This window comes from Streptomyces sp. NPDC029044 (assembly GCF_040637495.1).
Lineage (GTDB): Bacteria > Actinomycetota > Actinomycetes > Streptomycetales > Streptomycetaceae > Streptomyces.
In genome coordinates this window covers 13,763-30,529 of the sequence record NZ_JBEZWN010000030.1, presented here as the reverse complement: position 1 = coordinate 30,529, position 16,767 = coordinate 13,763, and the positions used below count along the sequence as shown (strand labels likewise).

The window sequence follows — 16,767 nt, the reverse complement described above, 5'->3', positions numbered from 1 at the left end:
CACGATTGCCCGCCGCTACGCGGTTACGAAGTCGATCAACTCTTCCACCCGGCCCAGCAGCTCCGGCTCCAGGTCCTTGTACGAGTGGACTCCGGACAGGATCCGCTGCCAGGCCGCGCCCGTGTTCTCCGGCCAGCCCAGGGCCCGGCACACGCCCGTCTTCCAGTCCTGGCCGCGCGGGATCCGGGGCCAGCCGTCGATGCCCAGGGACGACGGTTTCACCGCCTCCCAGATGTCGATGTAGGGGTGGCCCACGACCAGGGCGTGCTCGCTCGTCACCGACTGCGCGATGCGCCACTCCTTCGAGCCGGGCACGAGGTGGTCCACCAGGACGCCCAGGCGTGCGTCCGGCCCGGGGGCGAACTCGGAGACGATCGACGGCAGGTCGTCGACGCCCTCCAGGTACTCCACGACCACGCCCTCGATGCGCAGGTCGTCACCCCACACCTTCTCGACCAGCTCGGCGTCGTGCCGGCCCTCGACGTAGATGCGGCCGGCGCGGGCGACACGGGCGCGTGCGCCGGGTACTGCCACCGAACCGGAGGCGGTGCGGGTGGGACGCGCGGGGCCGCCCGGCGCGGGGCGGACGAGCGTCACCACCCTGCCTTCCAGCAGGAAGCCGCCCGGCTCCATCGGGAACACCCGGTGCTTGCCGAAGCGGTCCTCCAGCGTCACCGTGCCCGCCTCGCAGCGGATCACCGCGCCGCAGAAGCCGGTCCCCGGCTCCTCCACCACCAGGCCCGGCTCCGCAGCGACCTCGGGCACCGGCTTCGGCTTCTTCCACGGCGGGGTCAGATCGGCGGAGTACTGGCGCATTCGAATGACGATAGGGAAAGGCGGACGGCGATCATCGCGACACGCCGAAACGCGCCGCCAGCGCGTCCCGTTGGGCCCGCACGAACGCCGCGTCCACCACCGCTCCGTGACCGGGCACGTACACCGCGTCCTCACCGCCCAGGCCGAGCAGCCGGTCCAGGGCGGCAGGCCAGTGCGACGGCACCGCGTCGGGGCCCGCCTGGGGCTCGCCGGACTCCTCGACCAGGTCCCCGCAGAACACCACCTCCGGATCACCGGGCACCAGCACCGCCAGGTCGTGCGCGGTGTGCCCCGGGCCGACGTTGGCCAGCAGCACCTGCCGGCCGCCTCCCAGGTCGAGCGTCCACTCGCCGGAGACCAGGTGGCCGGGCGCGACCAGCCGCTCCGCCGCCTCCTCGGCCGTGGACGCCGCCAGGCCCTGGCGCACCGCGTCCTCGCGCAGCTCCTCCCGGTCCCGCACGCGCGTCAGCACCGCGTCCACGCCCACCGCACCGAACACCTGCGCGTCCGGAAGTGCCGCGGCGCCGAAGACATGATCGAAGTGCGGATGGGTCAGCGCGAGATGTGTCACACGGTTGCCCGTGAGCGCCCGTGCCTGCGCGGCCAGTTTCGCTCCCTCGGCGAGGCTCGACCCCGCGTCGATCAAGAGGGCCGCGCCCTCACCGGCGACCAGCCCCGCCGTGCAGTCCCACACCGGCAGCCGGCACCGCCCCACCCCGGCGGCCACGCGCTCCCATCCGAGGTCTTCCCAAGTCACCGTCATACGGCGACGCTAGCGGTGCGCCCCGCTCGGGGCACGGCGCCGCACGACCAGCCTTGCCGGGGGTGTACCCCACCGCCGTACACTGGGCCGGGGAATGCTGGCACTCGCACGCGCAGAGTGCCAGGCTCGACGGGCAGGACACGGGCGGACGACTTCTGGAGGTGTGCGCGATGCTCAGTGAACGCAGGCTTCAGGTGCTGCGCGCCATCGTCCAGGACTACGTCGGCACCGAGGAGCCGGTGGGCTCCAAGGCCCTCACCGAGCGGCACAGCCTCGGCGTCTCCCCGGCCACCGTCCGCAACGACATGGCGGCCCTGGAGGACGAGGGGTACATCGCCCAGCCGCACACCAGTGCCGGGCGCATCCCCACCGACAAGGGCTACCGGCTGTTCGTCGACAAGCTCGCCGGCGTCAAGCCGATGACCGCGCCCGAGCGGCGCGCGATCCAGAACTTCCTCGAAGGCGCCGTCGACCTCGACGACGTCGTGGCGCGCACGGTACGGCTGCTCGCGCAGCTCACGCGTCAGGTCGCCGTCGTGCAGTACCCGTCGCTGACGCGCTCGACCGTGCGGCACGTGGAGTTGCTCTCCCTGGCGCCCGCGCGGGTGATGCTCGTGCTGATCACGGACACCGGGCGGGTCGAGCAGCGCGTGGTCGACTGCCCGGCGCCCTTCGGCGACGCCTCGCTCGCGGATCTGCGCGCGCGGCTCAACAGCCGTGTGGCGAACCGCCGTTTCGCGGATGTGCCCAGTCTGGTGGAGGATCTCCCGGAGGCGTTCGAGCACGAGGACCGGGGTACGGTCTCTACGGTGCTCTCCACACTCCTGGAGACGCTCGTCGAGGAGAACGAGGAGCGGCTGATGATCGGCGGCACCGCCAATCTGACCCGCTTCGGGCATGACTTCCCTCTCACGATCCGGCCGGTGCTGGAGGCGCTGGAGGAGCAGGTCGTGCTCCTCAAGCTGCTCGGCGAGGCGAAGGATCCGGGCGTGACCGTACGGATCGGTCATGAGAACGCCCACGAAGGACTCAACTCCACGTCCGTCGTGTCGGTCGGCTACGGTTCGGGCGGCGAGGCAGTCGCCAAGCTCGGCGTGGTCGGACCGACCCGCATGGACTACCCGGGAACGATGGGAGCGGTACGCGCAGTGGCACGGTACGTCGGACAGATCCTGGCGGAGTCGTAGTGGCCACGGACTACTACGCCGTACTCGGCGTGCGCCGCGACGCGTCGCAGGAAGAGATCAAGAAGGCCTTCCGGCGGCTCGCCCGCGAGCTGCACCCGGACGTCAACCCCGATCCGAAGACCCAGGAGCGGTTCAAGGAGATCAACGCCGCTTACGAGGTGCTGTCGGACCCGCAGAAGAAGCAGGTCTACGACCTCGGCGGCGATCCGCTCTCGCAGGCCGGTGGCGGTGGCGCGGGCGGCTTCGGAGCCGGTGGTTTCGGGAACTTCTCGGACATCATGGACGCGTTCTTCGGCACGGCGTCGCAGCGCGGACCGCGCTCGCGCACCCGCCGCGGCCAGGACGCGATGATCCGTATCGAGGTCGAGCTCGACGAGGCGGCCTTCGGTACGACCAAGGACATCCAGGTCGACACGGCCGTCGTCTGCAACACCTGTAGCGGTGAGGGCGCGGCCCCGGGCACCTCCGCCCAGACGTGTGACATGTGCCGCGGCCGCGGTGAGGTCTCGCAGGTCACCCGGTCCTTCCTGGGCCAGGTCATGACGTCCCGCCCGTGCCCGCAGTGCCAGGGCTTCGGCACGGTCGTGCCGACCCCGTGCCCGGAGTGCGCCGGTGACGGCCGCGTCCGGTCCCGCCGTACCCTCACGGTCAAGATCCCGGCCGGTGTCGACAACGGCACGCGGATCCAGCTCGCCGGCGAGGGCGAGGTCGGCCCCGGCGGTGGTCCGGCCGGTGACCTCTACGTCGAGATCCACGAGCTGCCGCACAGCACGTTCCAGCGGCGCGGCGACGACCTGCACTGCACGGTGACGATCCCCATGACGGCGGCGGCCCTCGGCACGAAGGTGCCGCTGGAGACGCTCGACGGCATGGAGGAGGTCGACATCCGCCCGGGCACCCAGTCCGGCCAGTCGATCCCGCTGCACGGCCGGGGCGTCACGCACCTGCGCGGCGGCGGACGCGGCGACCTCATCGTCCACGTCGAGGTCCAGACCCCGACCAAGCTCGACCCCGAGCAGGAACGCCTGCTGCGCGAGCTCTCCAAACTCCGCGGCGAGGAACGCCCCACGGGGCAGTTCCAGCCGGGGCAGCAGGGGCTGTTCTCGCGGCTGAAGGACGCCTTCAACGGGCGCTGACGCGAGTGGTCCGGCCGCTGCCGGGGGTCCGGGGGTTGTCCCCCGGGCGGGCACAGTCAGCCGGGGCGGCAGGGGTTGTTCTCGCGGCTGAAGGACGCCTTCAACGGGCGCTGACACCGGGCGTGCTTCTGGTCTATGCCAGTCGGCAGGCCGGTTTCGGAGTGGTGCGGAGGACGTGACAACATGCGGTCATGTCCTCCGCACTGACCGATCTCTTCCCCCTCCCGATCGTGCAGGCCCCCATGGCGGGCGGCGTCTCCGTACCGCAGCTCGCCGCGGCCGTGTGCGAGGCGGGAGGGCTCGGATTCCTCGCCGCCGGGTACAAGACCGCCGACGGGATGTACCAGGAGATCAAGCAGCTCCGGAGCCTCACCGGCAGGCCCTTCGGCGTCAACGTCTTCATGCCGCAGCCGGAGTACGCCGACCCCGCCGCCGTCGACGTCTACGCCCACCAGCTGGCCGGCGAGGCCACCTGGTACGAGGCCGAGCTCGGCGACCCCGACAGCGGACGCGACGACGGCTTCGAGGCCAAGCTCGTGGTGCTGCGCGACACCCCCGTGCCGGTGGTGTCGTTCCACTTCGGCGTCCCGAGCCGGGAGGTCGTCGACGCCCTGCACCGCGTCGGCACGTTCGTCCTGGCCGCCGCGACCACGCCCGACGAGGCCCGGGCCGTCGAACGGGCGGGCGCGGACGCGGTCATCGCCCAGGGCATCGAGGCCGGCGGTCACCAGGGCACCCACCGGGACGTCCCCGAGACGGACGGTTCCGGCCTCGGGCTGCTGTCACTGATCGCCCAGGTCCGCGAGGCCGTCGGCATCCCGGTCGTCGCCGCCGGCGGCATCATGCGCGGAAGTCAGATCGCCGGTGTGCTCGCGGCGGGCGCGAGCGCCGCCCAGCTGGGCACCGCCTTCCTCGCCACGCACGAGTCGGGCGCGAACGCCCTGCACAAGCGGGCCCTGACCAACCCCCTGTTCGTCCGCACGGAGCTGACCCGGGCGTTCTCCGGCCGCCCCGCGCGCGGTCTCGTCAACCGGTTCCTGCGCGAGCACGGCCCGTACGCGCCCGCCGCCTACCCCGAGATCCACCACCTCACCGCGCCGCTGCGCAAGGCCGCCGCCAAGGCCGGTGACGCCCAGGGCATGGCGCTGTGGGCCGGGCAGGGGCACCGGATGGCGCGGGAGCTGCCCGCCGGGCAGCTGGTCGAGGTGCTGGCCGGTGAACTGGCCACCGCCCGGGCCTCGTTGGCGGGCGGGGGCGTGCTGTGACCGCGCCGGTGTTCGTCGTCGAGCACTTCGACGCGGGCGGTGGCGGCCGGTACGTCCTGGACGGGCCGGAGGGGCGGCACGCCGTCTCCGTGAAGCGGCTGCGGGCCGGCGAGGACGTCGTGCTCACGGACGGGGCGGGCCGCTGGGCGGACTGCGTCGTACTCGACACGGAGGGCAAGGACCGGCTGATCCTCCAGCTGGACTCGGTGTCCGAGGAGCCCGCGGAGCAGCCGCGGGTCACCGTCGTCCAGGCCCTGCCCAAGGGCGACCGGGGCGAGCTCGCCGTAGAGACGATGACCGAGGTCGGCGTCGACGCGATCGTGCCGTGGGCGGCGGCGCGCTGCATCACGCAGTGGAAGGGCGACCGCGGGGTCAAGGCACTGGGCAAGTGGCGGGCCACGGCCCGGGAGGCCGGCAAGCAGTCCCGCCGGGTGCGTTTCCCGGAGGTCGCTCAGGCGGCGACGACCAAACAGGTCGCCGCCCTGCTGGCCGGGGCGGACTTCGCCGCCGTGCTGCACGAGAGCGGGGACGCGCCGCTGGCCACGGCCGAACTGCCGGCCACCGGCGAGATCGTGCTGGTCGTGGGGCCCGAGGGGGGCGTCGCGCCGGAGGAGCTGGCGCTGTTCGAGGAGGCGGGGGCGCGGGCGTACCGCCTCGGGCGCAGTGTGCTGCGCACATCGACTGCCGGGACGGCCGCCGCGGCCGTGCTCCTGGCACGCACCGGACGCTGGTCCTGACCGTTCCTAGGGACTGAGCGGGAGTGAGTCCTGTTGCCAGAACTCATGCTCAGCCGAACGCCCCGGACGGTGTTGGACGTTCTGGTTGCCCGCGTTCGCTCCGCGTCCGGCGCCGACGGATCGTGTCCGTGGTCCGGGGACGAGGGGGCGGGTTCCCTCACGTCCAGGAACACGCCGATCGGCCTGGACGGTCCGATGCCCCACCGCATCACTCCGGTGCGGTGGGGGCGGTGCCGTCCGTCGCCGGATCGGGCGTTGCTGGGCGCGCCTTCCGATCGCCACGGCGGCAGCATCGTGGCGAGTGGGTGTACGAGTCATGCTGGTGAGGGGATTCTGCCAGTGCTGGGCACCCCAGCGGCTGGTGTAGGCGGGGTCGACGGCGATGACCGCGATACCCGTCTGATCCGCCATCGAAGCCAGCCGGGCGCGCAGGCGGCCCGTTGGCATGCCGGAGATCAGCTGCCGGAAGCGCTTCTTACGGCCGTGTTTCTCGCGGGTCTTCTCCGCGGTGAAGTCCAGATCCTCTACCGCGATCGCCTTCACGCCACATGCTTGGGCCCAGTGCAGGAGGCGGGTGAGGGCGTGGCGTACCTGGGCATCACGGTGGTGGGCACTGCCGGTCAGGTCGTAGAAGAAGCGGCGTGGGCTGCCGGTTGGGTTGCCATAGACATCCAGGCGCCAGGTGGCCAAGTGGTCGGCGTTCATGTCGACACCGATCACCCCGTGGGCGAGGGCGGTCTCGATCGGGAGGGTGGGGGTGGGCGGGATCTGCCAGGCGGCGGTCACGTACCAGCGGTCGCGTTCCAAATCCCGGTGGATGCGGTAGGCGACTGCCCTGTTGGCCGCCACACGGTCGGCCCACTCGCGGCCCCGGTGCGCGAAGACAATCCGACAGGCCAGCACGTACCGGCCGTGCGGGGCGTTGGCCAGATGCGTGAGCGGAGCGGGGAGTTTGATGCTCACCTCACCGTCGGGGGTGATGCGGATCGTCTCGTTGCCGTAGCGTTTGCCGGACTCGCCGTCGGCCTGACAGAACCAGCGCTCCGCCTCCCAACGCCCGCGCCACATGCACTCTGTGAGCCCGGCCTTGTCCAAGTGGTGACGGGTGCGGGCCAGCTGCTTGCCGCCGCGTACGACGTGCACGATGCCGGCCTCGCAATCCGCTTGCGCGGTACTCAGCCGATGTGCCAGGGCACGCAGCCGCCGCGACTTCGCATGCCTCTCCCGCTGGGACCGGTAACCCCCGGGCGCCTTCTTCGTGCCCTTCTGCCCGACCGGCAGCGACAAGCGGTGCTCGATAGTGCGGACGCCCGTTTTGAGGTTCTCGATGTGCGCCAACTGGCAGCGGCGGGCCAGTGCCCACTGGTCATGAGTGGCCTTGGTGATACTGCCCGCCCACCGCGACGACGAGAGCGGGGTCAGCTCCCGCTTGCGCACTGCCCACGCCTCAGCCGAGTGTTCGAGACCGTCCCGGCAGCGCGCTTTGAGATCCTTCGACGCCAGCGACCCCAAATGTCCGCCCACCAGGCGCAGTACCTCCTCTTCGCCGGGTGTCAGGTGCTTGAGGCGGGCACGGACGGCCACACCACAGGGACCGGACGCGACGAACGGCGCGGCGACACTCCTCAGCCTGCCCATCCCTGTCACCCCTTGCCCGGTCGCACCCCCGCAGTTCTCTCGCCATGGCAAACGAGTGTCACCCGCGAAGGTCACGCATTCGATGCAAGGACATCAGTTCGCGCCGGAAACAACTCCAGGACCAAGGCCGGCGACAACGACATGGAACAGCAGCACTCACCCCCTTGGAGGCACTGTGGAGCTCGCACAGGTTCGTCTGCTCGTGACCGACTTCGCCGCTTGTTACCGCTTCTACGGGGAGGTCCTCGGCCTCAAACCGCAGTCGGGGGCGGCGGACGGTCCCTACGAGAAGTTCAGCCCCGCCGTGGGCTCCGCGGGAATCGCGTTGCAGGACCGGTCGATGATGGCCCGGGTGCTCGACGAACTGGGCGACGCGGCCGCGGGCCACCGCTCCCTGGTCGTGCTGCGGGTGGACGGACTGGACGCGTACTGCGAGGAGATCACGATGCGCGGCGCCACGGTGCTGCACGGCCCGGTGCCCATGACGGACCGCATGCGGGTGGCCCATCTCAAGGACCCCGAGGGCAACTTGGTGGAGCTCCAGGAGTGGCTGCTGCTGCGCGGCTGACGCCTTTGCGCCCTACCGCGCGGCCTCCGTCAGTGGCAGGCTCCCCTCCATGGGGGCTTCGACGAGGTATCGACTGGGGCCGCGCGGTCGGCGGGTGGCGGTCGCGGCGGCCTTCGCCGCGGTGGCGGTGGGCGGCGCCGTCGCCTGCGAGCCGGGCAGCATCAGCTCCGCGTCCGTCGCGTACACCACCGACGAGACCGTGACCAAGGAGCTCAACCGGCAGAAGGCGGACGTGCGTTGGCTCACCTGCACCGCCTCCTACGGGGAGAGCGGCGGGAAGTCGTCACCCTCGGCGCGGGAGCGGACCGTCGCGACCGTCGACTGCGAGGGCGAGACCGACGACGGCAAGGAGATCACCGTCGACGGCAAGGTCACCCACGCGGTGGACGGGGCGTGCGTGCGCGGGAAGATCACGGCAAAGGTGGACGGCAAGGTGTGGTTCGAGGTCGACGGACTCGGCGACTGCGACTCCACCAGTCCGCCCCCCGTCGGCGGGCCGCCTGCCGGGCAGCCCGGGCCGACCGCCACGGTGACCGTCACCCAGACCATCTGGTGCGAGCAGTACCCGGACTGCCGCCCCGTCGAGGGCAAGTGATCCGAACCCTGTCCGCGCGGCGTCGTCCCTGCATAGGGTGATCAGGTGACATCGTCTGCTTACCTCCGGTTCCCCCATGTGCACGGTGACCTGGTCGCCTTCACCGCCGAGGACGACGTGTGGCTCGCCCCGCTCGACGGCGGCCGGGCCTGGCGGGTCAGCGCCGACAACATGCCGGTGACCCACCCCCGCATCTCGCCCGACGGCACCACGGTCGCCTGGACCTCCACCAGAGACGGCGCCCCCGAGGTGCTCGTCGCCCCGGTCGACGGCGGCCCGGCCAAGCGGCTGACGTACTGGGGGAGTCTCAAGACGCAGGTGCGCGGCTGGACCCCGGACGGCGAGGTCCTGGCCATCAGCACCGAGGGGCAGGCGAGCCTGCGCCGCACCTGGGCGCGTGCCGTCCCGCTGGACGGCGGCCCGGCCACCACCCTGCCGTACGGGCCCGTCGGCGACATCGCCCACGGCCCGCACACGGTGCTGCTGTCCGCGCCGATGGGCCGCGAGGCGGCCTGGTGGAAGCGGTACCGGGGCGGTACGGCGGGCAAGCTGTGGATCGACCGTGAGGGCGACGGCGAGTTCGTGCGGCTGCACGAGGACGTCGACGGGAACATCGAGTACCCGCTGTGGGCGGGCGACAGGATCGCCTTCCTCTCCGACCACGAGGGCACCGGAGCGCTCTACTCCTCCCTCGCCGACGGCTCCGACCTGCGTCGCCACACCCCTCTCGACGGTTTCTACGCCCGGCACGCCGCGACCGACGGCACCCGGGTCGTCTACTCCAGCGCCGGTGAACTGTGGGTGCTGGACGACCTGGAGGGGGCCGAGCCGCGTCGGCTGGACGTGCGGCTGGGCGGGCAGCGCGTCGATCTCCAGCCGTTCCCGGTGAACGCCTCCCGCTGGTTCGGCTCGGCGTCCCCGGACCACACCGCGCGCGGCAGCGCGGTCGCCGTGCGCGGCTCCGTGCACTGGGTCACCCACCGCGCAGGACCGGCCCGCGCCCTGGCCGCCACGCCCGGGGTGCGGGCCCGGCTGCCGCGGACGTTCCGCGCGGACGGCGAGGAGTGGGTGGTGTGGGTGACGGACGCCGAGGGCGACGACGCCCTGGAGTTCGCGCCCGCCACCGGCCTCGCCCCCGGGGCGACACCCCGCCGGATCGCCGCCGGGCAGCTCGGCCGGGTGCTGGACCTCGCCATGGCGCCCGACGGCAGCCGGGCCGCGGTCGCCTGCCACGACGGCCGGCTGCTGCTCGTGGAGCGGGAGACGGGCGAGGTGCGCGAGGTGGACCGCAGCGAGGACGGCGATGTGTCCGGGCCCGTCTTCTCGCCCGACTCGTCCTGGCTGGCCTGGTCCCACCCCGGCCCCCGGCCCCTGTGCCAGCTGAAGCTCGCCAACACCACCGACCTGTCGGTCACCGAGGCCACTCCGCTGCGCTTCCAGGACTACGCGCCCGCGTTCACGATGGACGGCAAGCACCTGGCGTTCCTGTCGACCCGCTCCTTCGACCCGGTCTACGACGAGCACGTCTTCGACCTGGCCTTCGTCGTGGGCGCCCGGCCGCATCTGATCACCCTCGCGGCCACCACGCCCTCCCCGTTCGGGCCGCAGCGGCACGGCCGGTCCTTCGAGACGCCCGACCGGGAGGAGACCCCCGACAGCGAGGGCACCCCCACCACCCGCATCGACCTCGACGGCCTCGCCGACCGCATCGTGCCCTTCCCGGTCGAGGCCGCCCGCTACACCAACCTGCGCGCCGCCAAGGACGGCGTCCTGTGGCTGCGCCACCCGGTCACCGGTGTGCTCGGCGCGTCCCGGGCCACCCCCGACGACCCCGACCCCAAGTCCGAGCTGGAGCGCTACGACCTCGCGCAGCAGCGCGTCGAGCATCTCGCCGTCGACGCCGACCACTTCGCGGTCAGCGGTGACGGCAAGCGGGTGCTGCTGTGGACCGACGGGCGGCTGAAGGTCGTGCCCAGCGACCGGCGCGCCTCCGGTGACGACGACAGCGACTCCAACATCACCGTCGACCTGGGCCGGGTACGCCAGTTCGTCGACCCGGCGGCCGAGTGGCGCCAGATGTTCGACGAGAACGGCCGCATCATGCGGGACCACTTCTGGCGGCCCGACATGAGCGGCGTCGACTGGGACGGCGTCCTCGACCGCTACCGCCCGGTCGTGGAGCGGCTCGCCACCCACGACGACCTGGTCGACCTGCTGTGGGAGGTCCAGGGCGAGCTCGGCACCTCGCACGCCTACGTCACCCCGCGCGGCGGCCACGGCCACGGCCCCCGGCAGGGCCTGCTCGGCGCCGACATCTCCCGCCACGAGGACGGCAGTTGGCGGGTCGACCGCATCCTGCCCTCCGAGACCTCCGACCCGGACGCCCGCAGCCCGCTGGCCGCCCCCGGCGTCGCGGTACGCCCCGGTGACGCCGTCGTCGCGATCGCGGGACAGCCGGTCGATCCCGTTCTCGGCCCCGGCCCGCTGCTGATCGGCACGGCGAACAAGCCGGTGGAGCTGACGATCTCCCCGTCCGGTGGCGGCGACCCCCGGCACGCCGTCGTCGTCCCGGTCGCCGACGAGGAACCCCTGCGTTACCACGCCTGGGTCGCCGACCGCCGCGCCTACGTCCACGAGAAGTCCGGCGGCCGCCTCGGCTACCTCCACGTCCCCGACATGCAGGCCCCCGGCTGGGCCCAGATCCACCGCGACCTGCGCGTCGAGGTCGCCCGCGAGGGCCTGGTCGTCGACGTCCGCGAGAACCGGGGCGGCCACACCTCCCAGCTGGTCGTCGAGAAACTGGCCCGACGCATCGTCGGCTGGGCCGTCCCGCGCGGCATGCGCCCCTACAGCTACCCGGAGGACGCCCCCCGCGGCCCCGTCGTGGCCGTCGCCAACGAGTTCTCCGGCTCTGACGGCGACATCGTCAACGCGGCCATCAAGGCCCTGGGCCTCGGCCCGGTCGTCGGCACCCGCACCTGGGGCGGCGTCATCGGCATCGACAGCCGCTACCGCCTGGTCGACGGCACCCTGGTCACCCAGCCCAAGTACGCCTTCTGGCTGGAGGGCTACGAGTGGGGCGTGGAGAACCACGGGGTCGACCCGGACGTGGAGGTGGTCCAGCGTCCCCAGGACTACGCGGCGGACAGGGACACCCAACTGGACGAAGCCATCCGACTGGCACTGGAGAGCCTGGAGACAGCACCCGCAAAAACGCCCCCGGGCCTGCCAACTTAAGGGGCGCGGGGAACGACGCGACCAGCCACGAACCACCCGCACCCGACGACGATACGATGCCGTCGGCACCGCAACGCCAGAACTTCGGAGGTAACCGAATGGCCGGGGAACCCCAGGAAGACTGCCTGTTCTGCAAGATCGTCGCCGGCACCATCCCGGCGACGATCGTCCGGCAGACAGACACCACCGTCGCGTTCCGCGACATCAACCCCCAGGCCCCCACCCACGTCCTGATCATCCCCAAGGCGCACTACGAGAACGCCGCGGCGCTCGCCGCCGCCGACCCGGCCCTCACCGCCGACGTGGTCCGCGAGGCCCAGGCCGTCGCCGACGAGGAGAAGCTCGACAGCTACCGCCTCGTCTTCAACACCGGCAGCGGCGCCGGCCAGACGGTCTGGCACGTGCACGGCCACGTGCTCGGCGGCCGCGGCCTCGAATGGCCCCCGGGGTAGTGCGCCTTGTCCGTACGTGAACTCGTGGTGCTCGGCACCGCCAGCCAGGTCCCGACCCGGCACCGCAACCACAACGGCTACCTGCTGCGCTGGGACGGCGAGGGCATCCTCTTCGACCCCGGCGAGGGCACGCAGCGCCAGATGCTGCGTGCCGGAGTCGCCGCGCACGACCTGAACCGGATCTGCGTCACGCACTTCCACGGCGACCACTCCCTCGGCCTCGCCGGTGTGATCCAGCGCATCAACCTCGACAGGGTCCCGCACGAGATCACCGCCCACTACCCCCGCTCCGGGCAGCGCTTCTTCGACCGGCTCCGGTACGCCACCGCCTACCGCGAGACCGTCGGCATCACCGAGGCCCCGGTCGCCGCCGACGGGTCCCTGGCCCGCGCGCACAGCTACACGCTCCAGGCCCGGAAGCTCTCGCACCCGGTGGAGTCGTACGGGTACCGGATCGCCGAGCCCGACGGCCGCCGCATGCTGCCCGAGCGGCTCGCCGCGCACGGCATCAAGGGGCCGGACGTCGGCCGCATCCAGCGCGAGGGGGCGCTCGGCGGGGTCTCGCTGGAGGACGTCAGCGAGGTGCGCTGCGGGCAGCGGTTCGCGTTCGTCATGGACACCCGCCTGTGCGACGGCGTGCACGCGCTGGCCGAGGGCTGCGACCTGCTCGTCATCGAGTCGACGTTCCTCGACGAGGACGAGGAACTCGCCGTGGAGCACGGACACCTGACGGCAGGTCAGGCCGCCCGGGTGGCCCGGGACGCCGGCGTGCGGCACCTCGTGCTGACCCACTTCAGCCAGCGCTATACGGAACCCGACGAGTTCGAGCGCCAGGCCCGGGCCGCCGGGTACGACGGCGAGCTGACCGTGGCCCACGATCTCCTGAGGGTGCCGGTTCCGAAGCGTCGGTGAAACGGCCGTACGATGAATTGATGTTCCTCCCCAAAGCCGAACTGCACCTTCACATCGAAGGCACCCTGGAACCGGAACTCGCCTTCGAGCTCGCCGCGCGCAACGGTGTCACGCTGCCGTACGCCGACACGGACGCGCTGCGCGAGGCCTACCGGTTCGAGGACCTCCAGTCCTTCCTGAACCTGTACTACGAGCTCATGGCCGTCCTGCGCACCGAGCGGGACTTCGAGGACCTGGCGAACGCCTACCTCGCCCGGGCGGCCGCGCAGGGGGTGCGGCACGCGGAGATCTTCTTCGACCCGCAGGCCCACACCAGCCGCGGGCTGGACATCGGCACGGTCGTCGAGGGGCTGTGGCGGGCGCTGGGGAACAGCGAGGCGAACCACGGCGTCTCCACCCGGCTGATCCTGTGCTTCCTGCGCGACGAGTCCGCCGAGTCGGCCCTCGCCACGCTGGACGCCGCCAAGCCCTACCTGGACCGGATCACCGGGGTCGGCCTCGACTCCGCCGAGGTCGGGCACCCGCCGGTGAAGTTCCGGGAGGTCTACGAGGCCGCCGCCGCCCTCGGACTGCGGCGGGTCGCCCACGCCGGTGAGGAGGGCCCGCCGGAGTACATCACCGAGGCGCTGGACGTCCTCGGTGTCGAACGCGTCGACCACGGACTGCGCTGCGTGGAGGACCCGGCACTGGTGGAGCGGCTGGTGCGCGACCGGGTGCCGCTGACGCTGTGCCCGCTGTCCAACGTCCGGCTGCGCACGGTCGACACCCTCGCCGACCACCCCCTGCCCGCCATGCTGGACGCCGGCCTGATGTGCACGGTCAACTCCGACGACCCGGCCTACTTCGGCGGCTACGCCGGCGACAACTTCGACGCCGTGCGCACCACCCTCGGCCTCACCGACGAGCGCCTGCGCGAGCTCGCCCGCAACTCCTTCCTCGCCTCGTTCCTGGAGGACGACGAGGAGCTGCGGGCGCGGTATCTCGCCGAGGTGGAGGCGTACACCTTCCGGTAGGGGCCCGTAGAGGCCTCAGAAGACCTCGGACCCCGCCTTGTCGTAGGCACGCTGGGCGGGGACGGCCGGGGTCTCCACCGGGATCTGGACCACCGGCTGCTCCGGGGCCCCGATCTCGGGGATCGCGCCGGTGGGCGTGCCCGTCGCGGCGGCGACCAGCGCGGCCGGGTGGCCGCCGCGGCGGCGGATCGCGCCGGGCAGCAGCGGACGTCCGCCGGTGTGCAGGGCGACGGCGGTCATCGGCAGGGCGATCACCAGCAGTCCCGCGCCGAGGACAGCGCCCATGATGGGGAACCCGGCCTGCGCCGACAGCACGCTGCCGGTCAGCGGCCCGGCGGCGGTGCCCAGCGAGGAAGCCGAGCCCACCAGCACCGCCCAGCGGCCGCGCGGGTCGAGCGAGGCCGCGAGCCCGATGAGGTACGACAGCACCACCGGGTAGAGCGTGTTCCAGGCGATCTCGCCGGCGGCGAAGCTCCCCAGGTCGGTCGCGGAGGCGCTGAGCGCGATGCAGGCGGCGATGAGGACCGTGCCGCCGCCGATCGGTATCGCGCGGCCGAGGCGGGCCCCGAGGGCGCCCGCGGCGAGGACCCCGGCCAGCCCGGCGCCGAGGCCGAGGGCGAAGACCACGCCGACGGTGGCCTCGCCCAGGTGCACCTGCTCCAGGCCGATCCGGCCGCTCACCCCCCACAGGGAGTTCTGGGCGAGCGACCAGCACACCATGGCGGCGGCGAGCACCAGCCCGGAACGGGCGTGCGGCAGCCGGGCCTTGTCGTGCCGGGCGGGCGTGACGGGCGCGCCGACGGGCAGGCGGCCGGTGAGCGGCCAGACCGCCAGGGCGGTGAGGGCGATCGCGGCCAGCGGCAGCCCGTGCCCCGGCCCGAGGTGCGGCACGGTCAGATACACGGCGCCCGCGAGGGCGGAGACGCTGAGCAGCCCGGCCGTGGAGGCCCGGTGCGGGTCGCGCTGGGCGGCGATGAGCGTGGCGGCGACGGTGGTGGCCGTGCCGGAGCCGAACCCGCCGACGACCGCACCGGCGACGACCGCGGGGACGGCGGTGCTCAGGGCCGCGCCGCCGTAGCCGAGCAGGGCCAGGGCGAGACCGAGCCGGGCGAGGGTGCGGGCTCCGGCCCGTTCGACCCGGGAGGCCAGGACGAAGCCGGCGGCGGCCGAACTCAGCAGCAGGGCACTGCCGACGGCGCCGGCCTGCGTGGCGGAGAGCGGAAGGTCCGAGTCGAGCCTGCCGACGGTGGTGGGCAGCAGATACGGAGCGAGGTACCCGGCCGTGAACAGGGCGACGAGGGGCCAGGGGGTGGTGCGGGGGGCGAACACGGGCGTTCCCAGGGCATGCGAAAGGAGCGGGGGGAAAGGGGGGTTGGGCGACGACCGTCGACGGACAGGAACGCGCGAGCAATTTGTATCAAGCACGTAGTCGCCCACGGGAGCTGGGGGCGTGTGATCTGGAGCACGTTGTGTTTGGGGTGGTGAAGCCCGGGTAAACGAGCGCCTTTCTGTCGGCGTCGAGCGGACTTTCGCCGGTGCTCGCGGGCGCCTTCGCCAACGCCAGTGCACCCGCATTCGCCGGTGCTCGCGGGCGCCTTCGCCAGCGCCAGTGCACCCGCATTCGCCGGTGCTCGCGGGCGCCCTCGCTAACGCCAGTGCACCGATCCGGGCCCCGCCGGAACGGTCGCCTCGGCCTTCGCCCGGATCTCCCGCATCACGGCCACGATCCGCTCCTCGTGCGCGGGCGTCAGCCGGGCGACCGGCACCGAGCAGCTGATCGCGTCCTGCGCGGGGCTGTCGTAGCGCAGCGCGAAGCCGAAGCCGACGATGCCGGTCACGCCCTCCTCGCGGTCCACGGACCAGCCGCGGGACCGGATCCGGGCGAGGTCGGCCGTCAGGGACTCCTTGCTCGTGTGCGAGTTCGGGGTCAGCGCCACGTACGGCCCCTCGGGCAACTCCCCGTCCGGGCGTTCCGCCAGCAGGGCCTTGCCCAGGGCCCCGGCGTGCGCGGGCAGCCGCCGTCCCACCCGGCTGATCGTGCGCAGGTATTCGTGCGATTCCCGGGTCGCCAGATACGCCACGTCGCGGCCGTCCAGCCGGCCCATGTGAATGGTCTCGCCGAGCGCTTCGGACGCCTCGTCGAGGTAGGGGCGTACGGCCCGGACGCGCGGGTCGGAGTCGAGGTAGCTCGTGCCGGTCAGCAGGGCGTGGATGCCGATGCCGTACAGGGATCCGGTGACGTCGGTGCGGACCCAGCCGCGTGAGATCAGGGTCTGGAGCAGGGCGTACATCGAGCTGCGCGGTACGCCGAGTTCGTCGGCCAGCTCCTGGAGCCGGGCCGGGCGGTCGCCGCGCGCGGCGAGGAGTTCCAGCAGCTCGACCGTGCGCGCCGCGGACTTCACCTCACGGACGCCCCCTGTGTCTGACATGCACCGATGGTAATCGGGC

At 72.5% G+C, this 16,767-nt stretch carries 15 protein-coding genes; 10 read left to right on the top strand and 5 right to left on the bottom strand.

The window, feature by feature from the left end; all coding sequences use genetic code 11:
• Nucleotides 1–15 precede the first annotated feature (15 nt).
• Together AB0E85_RS23255 and AB0E85_RS23250 are read right to left on the bottom strand one after the other, a co-directional pair.
• Nucleotides 16–816 carry a DUF3097 domain-containing protein gene (locus AB0E85_RS23255; RefSeq protein ID WP_361930278.1) on the bottom strand — a complete coding sequence of 267 codons (801 nt, stop codon included), beginning with the start codon at nt 814–816 and terminating at the stop codon, nt 16–18.
• 31 nt (nt 817–847) lie between these two features.
• Entirely contained in the window at nt 848–1,579 is a 732-nt protein-coding gene (locus AB0E85_RS23250; protein ID WP_361930275.1) for an MBL fold metallo-hydrolase, read from the bottom strand.
• A 170-nt stretch (nt 1,580–1,749) separates the two neighbouring features.
• Here AB0E85_RS23250 and hrcA point away from each other — a divergent pair, with 170 nt between their 5' ends.
• The 4 genes from hrcA to AB0E85_RS23230 all read left to right on the top strand — a co-directional run bounded on the left by hrcA (nt 1,750) and on the right by AB0E85_RS23230 (nt 5,904).
• Nucleotides 1,750–2,766, top strand: coding sequence for a heat-inducible transcriptional repressor HrcA (gene hrcA / locus AB0E85_RS23245; protein WP_033306349.1), 1,017 nt, complete (start codon nt 1,750–1,752; stop codon nt 2,764–2,766).
• Nucleotides 2,766–3,902 (top strand): molecular chaperone DnaJ, encoded by a 1,137-nt coding sequence (dnaJ, locus tag AB0E85_RS23240; protein WP_033306348.1) that lies wholly within the window; start codon nt 2,766–2,768, stop codon nt 3,900–3,902. Before hrcA ends, dnaJ begins: the two co-directional genes overlap by 1 nt.
• Before the next feature lie 191 nt (nt 3,903–4,093).
• Nucleotides 4,094–5,167: a nitronate monooxygenase gene (locus AB0E85_RS23235; protein ID WP_361930271.1), complete on the top strand. Its 1,074-nt coding sequence runs from the start codon at nt 4,094–4,096 to the stop codon at nt 5,165–5,167.
• Nucleotides 5,164–5,904, top strand: coding sequence for a 16S rRNA (uracil(1498)-N(3))-methyltransferase (locus AB0E85_RS23230; protein WP_361930269.1), 741 nt, complete (start codon nt 5,164–5,166; stop codon nt 5,902–5,904). Before AB0E85_RS23235 ends, AB0E85_RS23230 begins: the two co-directional genes overlap by 4 nt.
• Nucleotides 5,905–5,910: 6 nt before the next feature.
• Here the strand turns inward: AB0E85_RS23230 and AB0E85_RS23225 are convergent, their stop codons facing one another.
• Nucleotides 5,911–7,542 carry an IS200/IS605 family accessory protein TnpB-related protein gene (locus AB0E85_RS23225; protein ID WP_361930266.1) on the bottom strand — a complete coding sequence of 544 codons (1,632 nt, stop codon included), beginning with the start codon at nt 7,540–7,542 and terminating at the stop codon, nt 5,911–5,913.
• A gap of 175 nt (nt 7,543–7,717) precedes the next feature.
• On the opposite strand from AB0E85_RS23225, the gene AB0E85_RS23220 reads away from it, so the two are divergent.
• From AB0E85_RS23220 to AB0E85_RS23195, 6 genes are all read left to right on the top strand, one after another.
• Complete coding sequence (locus AB0E85_RS23220; RefSeq protein ID WP_361930263.1) at nt 7,718–8,110, top strand: VOC family protein; 393 nt, start codon at nt 7,718–7,720, stop codon at nt 8,108–8,110.
• Between the two features lie 49 nt (nt 8,111–8,159).
• Nucleotides 8,160–8,705 (top strand): hypothetical protein, encoded by a 546-nt coding sequence (locus AB0E85_RS23215; protein WP_361930260.1) that lies wholly within the window; start codon nt 8,160–8,162, stop codon nt 8,703–8,705.
• Nucleotides 8,706–8,750: 45 nt separating this feature from the next.
• Entirely contained in the window at nt 8,751–11,942 is a 3,192-nt protein-coding gene (locus tag AB0E85_RS23210) for a S41 family peptidase (protein ID WP_361930258.1), read from the top strand.
• Nucleotides 11,943–12,040: 98 nt separating this feature from the next.
• Nucleotides 12,041–12,394 carry a histidine triad nucleotide-binding protein gene (locus AB0E85_RS23205; protein ID WP_361930256.1) on the top strand — a complete coding sequence of 118 codons (354 nt, stop codon included), beginning with the start codon at nt 12,041–12,043 and terminating at the stop codon, nt 12,392–12,394.
• 6 nt (nt 12,395–12,400) lie between these two features.
• Complete coding sequence (locus AB0E85_RS23200) at nt 12,401–13,306, top strand: ribonuclease Z (protein WP_361930253.1); 906 nt, start codon at nt 12,401–12,403, stop codon at nt 13,304–13,306.
• Between the two features lie 20 nt (nt 13,307–13,326).
• Nucleotides 13,327–14,319, top strand: a complete 993-nt coding sequence (locus AB0E85_RS23195) for an adenosine deaminase (RefSeq protein ID WP_361930251.1) — start codon at nt 13,327–13,329, stop codon at nt 14,317–14,319.
• A 15-nt stretch (nt 14,320–14,334) separates the two neighbouring features.
• On the opposite strand, the gene AB0E85_RS23190 is transcribed toward AB0E85_RS23195, so the two are convergent.
• Together AB0E85_RS23190 and AB0E85_RS23185 are read right to left on the bottom strand one after the other, a co-directional pair.
• Nucleotides 14,335–15,648 carry an MFS transporter gene (locus tag AB0E85_RS23190; RefSeq protein ID WP_361930248.1) on the bottom strand — a complete coding sequence of 438 codons (1,314 nt, stop codon included), beginning with the start codon at nt 15,646–15,648 and terminating at the stop codon, nt 14,335–14,337.
• A 317-nt stretch (nt 15,649–15,965) separates the two neighbouring features.
• On the bottom strand, nt 15,966–16,748 hold the full coding sequence (locus tag AB0E85_RS23185) for an IclR family transcriptional regulator (RefSeq protein WP_361930246.1): 783 nt from the start codon (nt 16,746–16,748) through the stop codon (nt 15,966–15,968).
• Nucleotides 16,749–16,767 lie beyond the last annotated feature (19 nt).

Coding starts and splice junctions, on each gene's coding strand:
- AB0E85_RS23185 (WP_361930246.1), bottom strand. CDS start 16,748: ATGTCAGACACAGGGGGCGTCCGTGAGGTGAAGTCCGCGGCGCGCACG.
- AB0E85_RS23225 (WP_361930266.1), bottom strand. CDS start 7,542: ATGGGCAGGCTGAGGAGTGTCGCCGCGCCGTTCGTCGCGTCCGGTCCC.
- AB0E85_RS23235 (WP_361930271.1), top strand. CDS start 4,094: ATGTCCTCCGCACTGACCGATCTCTTCCCCCTCCCGATCGTGCAGGCC.
- hrcA (WP_033306349.1), top strand. CDS start 1,750: ATGCTCAGTGAACGCAGGCTTCAGGTGCTGCGCGCCATCGTCCAGGAC.
- AB0E85_RS23215 (WP_361930260.1), top strand. CDS start 8,160: ATGGGGGCTTCGACGAGGTATCGACTGGGGCCGCGCGGTCGGCGGGTG.
- AB0E85_RS23255 (WP_361930278.1), bottom strand. CDS start 816: ATGCGCCAGTACTCCGCCGATCTGACCCCGCCGTGGAAGAAGCCGAAG.
- AB0E85_RS23195 (WP_361930251.1), top strand. CDS start 13,327: ATGTTCCTCCCCAAAGCCGAACTGCACCTTCACATCGAAGGCACCCTG.
- AB0E85_RS23250 (WP_361930275.1), bottom strand. CDS start 1,579: ATGACGGTGACTTGGGAAGACCTCGGATGGGAGCGCGTGGCCGCCGGG.
- AB0E85_RS23205 (WP_361930256.1), top strand. CDS start 12,041: ATGGCCGGGGAACCCCAGGAAGACTGCCTGTTCTGCAAGATCGTCGCC.